General features: G+C 48.7%; 5 protein-coding genes and 1 pseudogene. All 6 read left to right on the forward strand.

Going from position 1 to position 6411, the window contains the following annotated elements; all coding sequences use genetic code 11:
- Positions 1-326 precede the first annotated feature (326 nt).
- Positions 327-1451 (forward strand): cobalt-precorrin-5B (C(1))-methyltransferase CbiD, encoded by a 1125-nt coding sequence (cbiD, locus tag BUB68_RS14620; RefSeq protein WP_073092983.1) that lies wholly within the window; start codon positions 327-329, stop codon positions 1449-1451.
- Positions 1435-2067 carry a precorrin-6y C5,15-methyltransferase (decarboxylating) subunit CbiE gene (gene cbiE, locus BUB68_RS14625; RefSeq protein WP_073092985.1) on the forward strand — a complete coding sequence of 211 codons (633 nt, stop codon included), beginning with the start codon at positions 1435-1437 and terminating at the stop codon, positions 2065-2067. Before cbiD ends, cbiE begins: the two co-directional genes overlap by 17 nt.
- Positions 2068-2148: 81 nt before the next feature.
- On the forward strand, positions 2149-2421 hold the full coding sequence (locus BUB68_RS14630) for an HU family DNA-binding protein (protein WP_218587709.1): 273 nt from the start codon (positions 2149-2151) through the stop codon (positions 2419-2421).
- 121 nt (positions 2422-2542) lie between these two features.
- Positions 2543-4615, forward strand: a complete 2073-nt coding sequence (gene fusA, locus BUB68_RS14635) for an elongation factor G (protein ID WP_073092988.1) — start codon at positions 2543-2545, stop codon at positions 4613-4615.
- A gap of 397 nt (positions 4616-5012) precedes the next feature.
- A complete protein-coding gene (wbaP, locus tag BUB68_RS14640) occupies positions 5013-6320 on the forward strand; it encodes an undecaprenyl-phosphate galactose phosphotransferase WbaP (protein ID WP_256626009.1) in 1308 nt (435 codons plus the stop codon).
- Positions 6296-6411 (forward strand): annotated as a pseudogene (locus BUB68_RS14645) (transposase); the annotation flags it as partial. The gene wbaP and the pseudogene BUB68_RS14645, both read left to right, overlap by 25 nt.

A 6411-nucleotide genomic window follows, 5' to 3' on the forward strand; every position in this document is an offset into this window, starting at 1 on the left:
GATGTTCTTGTTACAGGAGAACCGAGTTCGTGTCAATTGCCAAAATCGTGACGGGGGGCGAACGGGGGAGTGCTTTTTCTGTGGGAGCGACCGTCTGAGCGCAGCGAAGACCGGCCCGACGTAGGCAGTAGCTAAAGAGCACGCTGAAAGACGCGCCGCTGGCCTGCCCGGCGCAATCCAGCTAAACATCTCTAACCTTACAGGGAGGGTCGTTTAGCGGAAACAGAAAAAGCACTCCCCCGTGAACCCCTGCTGCGTATGAACGGGATACCTTCAGCACGAACTAAACTACAAACTGCAATTTATATAAAAGAGGTAGCAATAAAATGTCAGATACGTTAAGAAGCGGTTATACAACCGGTGCTTGTGCAGCGGCTGGTGTTAAGGCTGCCCTGCTCTATGAACAGGGCAATGAATGGGAAACGATTGAACTCCGTGCTTTGGATGGCACGGAGCTTATTATACCTGTAAAAAATATTCGCAAAGAAAATGATGTCTTGACCGCTGAAGTCGTAAAATTTTCCGGCGATGATCCGGATATCACCAATGGCGTTTCGGTCTTTACTACGATTCGTCATCTGCCAACAGAAAAAAAAGAAATCATCTTCAAGGCAGGCAAGGGCATTGGCACGGTAACCAAGCCCGGCCTGTCCGTGCCGGTAGGAGAACCATCTATCAATCCCGGCCCACGGCAGCTGATTCGCAATGCCGTGGCGGATGTACTGGGGACGGATAAAATTCCTTTGGAGGTTACGATATCCATTCCTGCCGGCGTGGAATTGGCCAAACAGACCCTGAACCCCATTCTGGGGGTAGAGGGGGGCATTTCTGTGATTGGCACGACAGGCGTATTGCGCCCCATGTCAGAAGAGGGGTTCAAGAATTCCCTGGTTCCCCAGATCGATGTGGCCAAGGCCGCAGGTTATGAAGATCTGGTTTTCGTTCCCGGCAAGATTGGCGAGCGGCTGGCCAAGAAATGGCAGCTGCCGGAACAAGCGATGGTGCAGACCAGCAATTTCATCGGTTTCATGCTGGAAGCGGCGCAGAAGCGGGAAATCAAAAGAGTCCTGCTGTTTGGTCATATCGGCAAGCTCATCAAGGTGGCAGCAGGCTGTTTCTACACCCATAACCGCATTGCAGACGGGCGGTTGGAGACCATGGCAGCCTATGGTGCTGCCGCTGGCCTGACGACAGAGGAGGTACAGGCGGTCCTTGCTGCCAATACCACTGAGGATGCCTTGGAGGTACTGGCACAAGCTGGTATCAGGGACAAGGTCTGCCAGACTTTGGCGGCTCGTGCCAGCGCCCGTTCCCAACGCTATCTTTTCCAAAAGATGCAGGTGGGCACGGTACTGGTGACTTTAACAGGAGAATTGCTGGGGATGGATGAAATGGCCAGGGAAATCTGCCAGAATCTAGGAGGGAGTTTGCCAGATGGACAAGCAGAATAAGATTATCGTGGTGGGGATTGGTCCTGGCAATCCCGACTATATCGTCCCGAAAGGACTCAAGACGATCCAGAACGCCCGATACCTTGTAGGCGGCAAGCGTGCCTTAACAGAGTTTGCCCAGGCTGGACAGGATACCTGTGCCATAACTGCCGATATTCAGGGCGTGATGGCCTTTATCCGCAATAGATTGCCACAGGCGGATGTAGTGGTCATGGTCTCTGGCGATCCGGGCTATTATTCCCTGCTGGATGCCCTGCGCCGGGAATTTGCACCAGAACAGATTGCGGTGATTCCCGGGATCAGCTCCATGCAATATGCCTTTGCCAAAATCGCCCTGCCCTGGCATGATGCTGCGCTGGTGAGTTTTCATGGCCGTGTTCCTGAGGCTGAAGCGATAAAATATCAGCCTGGGAAAATCATGGGCATGCTGACCGATCGCAATTATAATTCCCATACAATAGCAAAAATTTTACGCAATAATGGCTGGCCTGAAGAGACGGAGTTTTACATCTGCAGCCGTTTATCCTATGAAGATGAAGCAATCTATACCGCTACGTTACAAAATGCAGCGGACTTTCCCGTGGTGACGCATGGCATTCTGATTGTCAAATCCTAAAGAATCGCGGTAAATAGTTGACTAACCCTTATTTATCCGCTATAATACCACCTGTAAGTATGACGAAAGGGGATTACTACTATGGCAAAAGAAGTTCTGAGCAAAACCGCTTTGGTTGACAAAGTTGCTGAAGCAGCTGGTGTTTCCAAGAAAGACACGAAAGCAGTTGTAGATGCACTGCTGGAAACGGTAAAGGAAAGCGTTAAGGCTGATGCAGAAATCCGCCTGATTGGCTTTGGTACGTTCAAGAAGGCTCATCGCAATGCACGCTCTGGCCGTAACCCGCAGACGGGTGAGACCATCGAGATCGCTGCCAGCGACAGCCTCGCATTCAAATCCAGCGTTAAATACTAATTTAACGGGATAAAGCCTCCCCCATCAGGGGGAGGCTTTATCTTTTTTTTTGTCAATCTTGCAGGATTTACAATATTTTCAGAGAATAAAAAAAATAGTAAAAGAAATGGAGGGACTGTCGATGAAGAACTATAAGAGTACCAATATCCGCAACATTGTTATAGCAGGACATGGCAAAACCGGTAAGACCAGTCTGTTGGATGCATGCTTGTTCAACACAGGTGTCGTAAAACGTCTGGGCAGTGTGGAAGATGGCACCAGCGCTTTGGATTATGATCCGGAGGAAAGCAAGCGCAAAATGACCATTGGGGCCAAACTCGTAGCCTGTGAGTGGCGTGACTTTAAGCTGAATTTCATCGACACCCCAGGATATCCAGACTTTGTAGGTGATGTGAAAGGCGCTATGACAGCTGCTGACAGCGCATTGATTGTGATATCTGCTTCGTCGGGCATTAAATCGGGGACGGAAAGTGCCTGGAACTATGCAGAGGAGAATGAGATTCCCCGTGCTTTCCTGATTAACAAGATGGATCGGGAGCACGCTGATTTTGATGGTGTGGTGGAAGAGTTGCGGGTACGCTTCGGTGATGGTGTCGTACCAGTCCAGATTCCTATTGGCAAGGAGGCAGCTTTCCAGGGAGTAGTTGACCTGTTGGCGCTGCATATGAAGATTGTCACCCATGATAACGAAGTGGTGAAAGATGAAGTCCCCGAATACATCAAGGGAGATGTAGAAATAGCCCGGCAAAAATTGATTGAAGCCGTGGCCGAATTCAACAATGAACTCCTGGAAAAATACGTGGAAGGGGAGGAAATCACCGAAGTAGAAGTGGCCGCCGCTATGATCGAAGGCATTCAGGCCGGCAAGATCTTCCCTGTGTTCTGTGCTTCGGCGAAACAGAATATCGGCATCCGGCAGCTGATGAATGACATGGTAGAATACATGCCGACCCCCTACTTCAAGGTGTCCATCGGCACAGACCCTGCTACCGGAGAAATCAAGGAACGCCATACGGAAGACGCATTTTCCGCACAGGTATTCAAGACTACAGTCGACCCCTTTGTAGGCCGTCAGAGCTTCATACGGGTGCTGTCAGGGGAAATGAAGGGCGATGCCAGTTACCTGCATGTAAATAAAAACGGTGAGGAGCGCATTGGTACACTGTTTACCACCCAGGGAAAACGACAGGAGAATCTCAATCAGGTGGCAGCAGGCGATATCGTCATCACTACCAAACTGCAACAGGTGCGTACCGGTGATACGCTCTGCGATAAAAATAATCCTATTCAGTACGAAGGTATCAGCTATCCGGAGCCCATGCTGGAAATGGCTGTGACCTCCAAGAAAAAAGGCGAAGAGGACAAGGTATTCGGTGCCTTGGCCAAACAGCAGGACGAAGACCCCACCATCATGGTGAAGAAACGTCAGGAAACCCGGGAAACCCTGGTCAAGGGGATTGGCGAAGTGCATCTGGAAATCCTGGCCGAACAACTCCAGCGCAAATTCGGTGCAGAAATGGTGCTCTCCCAGCCCAAAGTGGCCTATCGGGAAACCATCCGCAAGAGCGTGCAGGTGCAGGGCCGTCACAAGAAACAGAGCGGTGGCCATGGCCAGTTTGGTGATGTCTGGCTGGAAATCAGTCCCCAGCCGGCAGGTGAAGGCAATCTCTTTACCGAGAATATTTTCGGCGGCAGCGTGCCCCGTCAGTATATTCCTGCCGTGGAAAAGGGCACAGAAGAAGCTCTGGCGGCAGGCGTAATGGCCGGCTTCCCTGTGGTGGATGTGAAAGTCAATCTATATGATGGCTCCTATCACTCCGTAGATTCCTCAGAAGCCGCTTTCAAGACAGCCGCAGGCATTGCTATCCGCAAAGGCATCATGGATGCTTCACCCATCCTGCTGGAACCCATTGACACCATCCATGTCACCACACCCGAATATTACATGGGCGACGTGATGGGCAAACTCAACAGCAAGCGGGCTCATATCCTGGGCGTGGACAGCAAGGGCAAAGATATGAGCGAAATATCCGCCCTGATTCCCGAGGCCGAGCTTTACCGCTTCGCCACGGATTTGCGTAGCCTCACCCAAGGGCGTGGTTCCTATAGCCTGGAATTCACCCGCTATGAACCCGTACCGGAACGGGAAGCCGTGAAGATTGTCGAAGAACAAGGGAAACAAACAAAAGCATAACGGAATAGAGTGTGCCTCTTTAGACAGCCCCTCATGCAGTAAAAATATGCTGCATGAGGGGCTTTTTTGTGCTGTATATATTATGGATACAATACAACAAGCTAATCTTATATCAAAATATCATATTTAGCAAGTGTAAAAGCAATTAATATTAAAATGCGTTTGAAATTGCAAAAGTGTTATGCTAAAATAATGTTCGTAGATTACGAGATAAAATACAACCTTTTGATAACACGTTACTACATATGTATATATTAGTGTTATATGTGTGTATAAAACGCTAGACAAAAAGGAGCAAGGGGAAGATCGATCATTGACGGCAACAATCAACAATAACTTATTCAGGCAAAGAGCAAGACGCTATTTGACGCCACTGCTGTTTGTTTGTACTGATTATTTGGCAATAGTTCTGACAGGGCAGCTTTCAACGGTATTTTATGACCTGCCAATCCATAAGGCTTATATATTCCTGTGGCTGCCGTTGACCTTTTTGCTGTTTTTGGCGCAGTCAAAAATCTATAGCACGATGCAGCCTTTCATCTACACCGTTCGCAGTATTTTCTACGGTGTATCTTTTGCTGTGGTGGCTTGCGTCGTAGCAATATATTTCTTCACCAGCTGGCAGGTACCGAGACCTTTCTTTTTACTGTTTTGGCTCCTGATGCTGCTGGTGCTTTACAGTGAGCGCTTGTTGGTCAGCATCTATCTGAAGCATCGTCATCATCTTTACGAGGATGTGATTTTGATTGGTGCCGGAAAAACAGCTGAACGCACGCTGCATTTCTTCAAGGACGATTTGGGCTATCGCTATAATATCGTGGGTTTCTTGGATGATAATCCGATTTCCGAACAAATCCCCGGGCAATATAAGATGCTGGGGAATGTGGACGAAGCTGAGACAATCATCAAGAACACTGCCATCCAGACCGTGATCATCACCGCACCGGGCATGGAACGAGCTAAGATGCAGAATCTTATTACCAAGGTTCAGCCTCATGTACGGAATCTCTCCTATGTCCCGGATTTGATTGGTACGCCAATGGCAGATGTGGAAGCGCAATCACTCTTCAGTGAAGAGATTTTGATGCTCCACATGAAGAATAATTTGGCTTTGCGGCGCAACCGGATATATAAACGATTCTTTGATTTGGTTTTGACGCTTATCGGTGGCATAGCAATCAGCCCCATATTAGTATGCCTGGCAATCTGCATTAAATTAGATACAAAAGGAAGTGTATTTTACAATGCAGATCGGATTGGAAAAGATGGCAAAAACTTTAAATGCTATAAATTTCGTTCCATGCATGTGAATGCCGATGAAATACTCCAGGATTATCTGAAAGAAAATCCCGAGGCCGCAGCAGAATGGAAAGAATATGCCAAACTGCGGGATTACGATCCCCGTGTAACCAAAGCCGGCACATGGATGCGCAAATACAGCCTCGATGAATTGCCGCAGATATTCAATGTCATAAAAGGGGATATGAGTCTCGTAGGACCCAGACCATATCTCCCCAGAGAAAAAGAAGATATTGGCGAGGAACTCAGTACCATAACCATGAGTGTGCCTGGCATTACAGGTTATTGGCAGGTAAGTGGCAGAAATGATGTCAGCTTTCAGGAACGAGTCACCATGGATGCATGGTATGTAAGAAATTGGTCTGTATGGCTGGATATCTTTGCTCTGATGGGCTTACCGGCCTGAAAGAGGCCATTTCTGCAGCATTTCCGAAAACGGAGCACCAGCGCTGCATTGTCCACATGGTGCGCAATACACTGAAATACGTCGCCAACAA

Source organism: Pseudoselenomonas ruminantium (genome assembly GCF_900142515.1).
Taxonomy (GTDB): Bacteria; Bacillota; Negativicutes; order Selenomonadales; family Selenomonadaceae; genus Selenomonas_A; species Selenomonas_A ruminantium_D.

Bases quoted from the DNA above. Each gene is read 5' to 3' on its own strand.
- cbiD (WP_073092983.1), top strand. From the start codon at position 327: ATGTCAGATACGTTAAGAAGCGGTTATACAACCGGTGCTTGTGCAGCG.
- BUB68_RS14630 (WP_218587709.1), top strand. From the start codon at position 2,149: ATGGCAAAAGAAGTTCTGAGCAAAACCGCTTTGGTTGACAAAGTTGCT.
- cbiE (WP_073092985.1), top strand. From the start codon at position 1,435: ATGGACAAGCAGAATAAGATTATCGTGGTGGGGATTGGTCCTGGCAAT.
- fusA (WP_073092988.1), top strand. From the start codon at position 2,543: ATGAAGAACTATAAGAGTACCAATATCCGCAACATTGTTATAGCAGGA.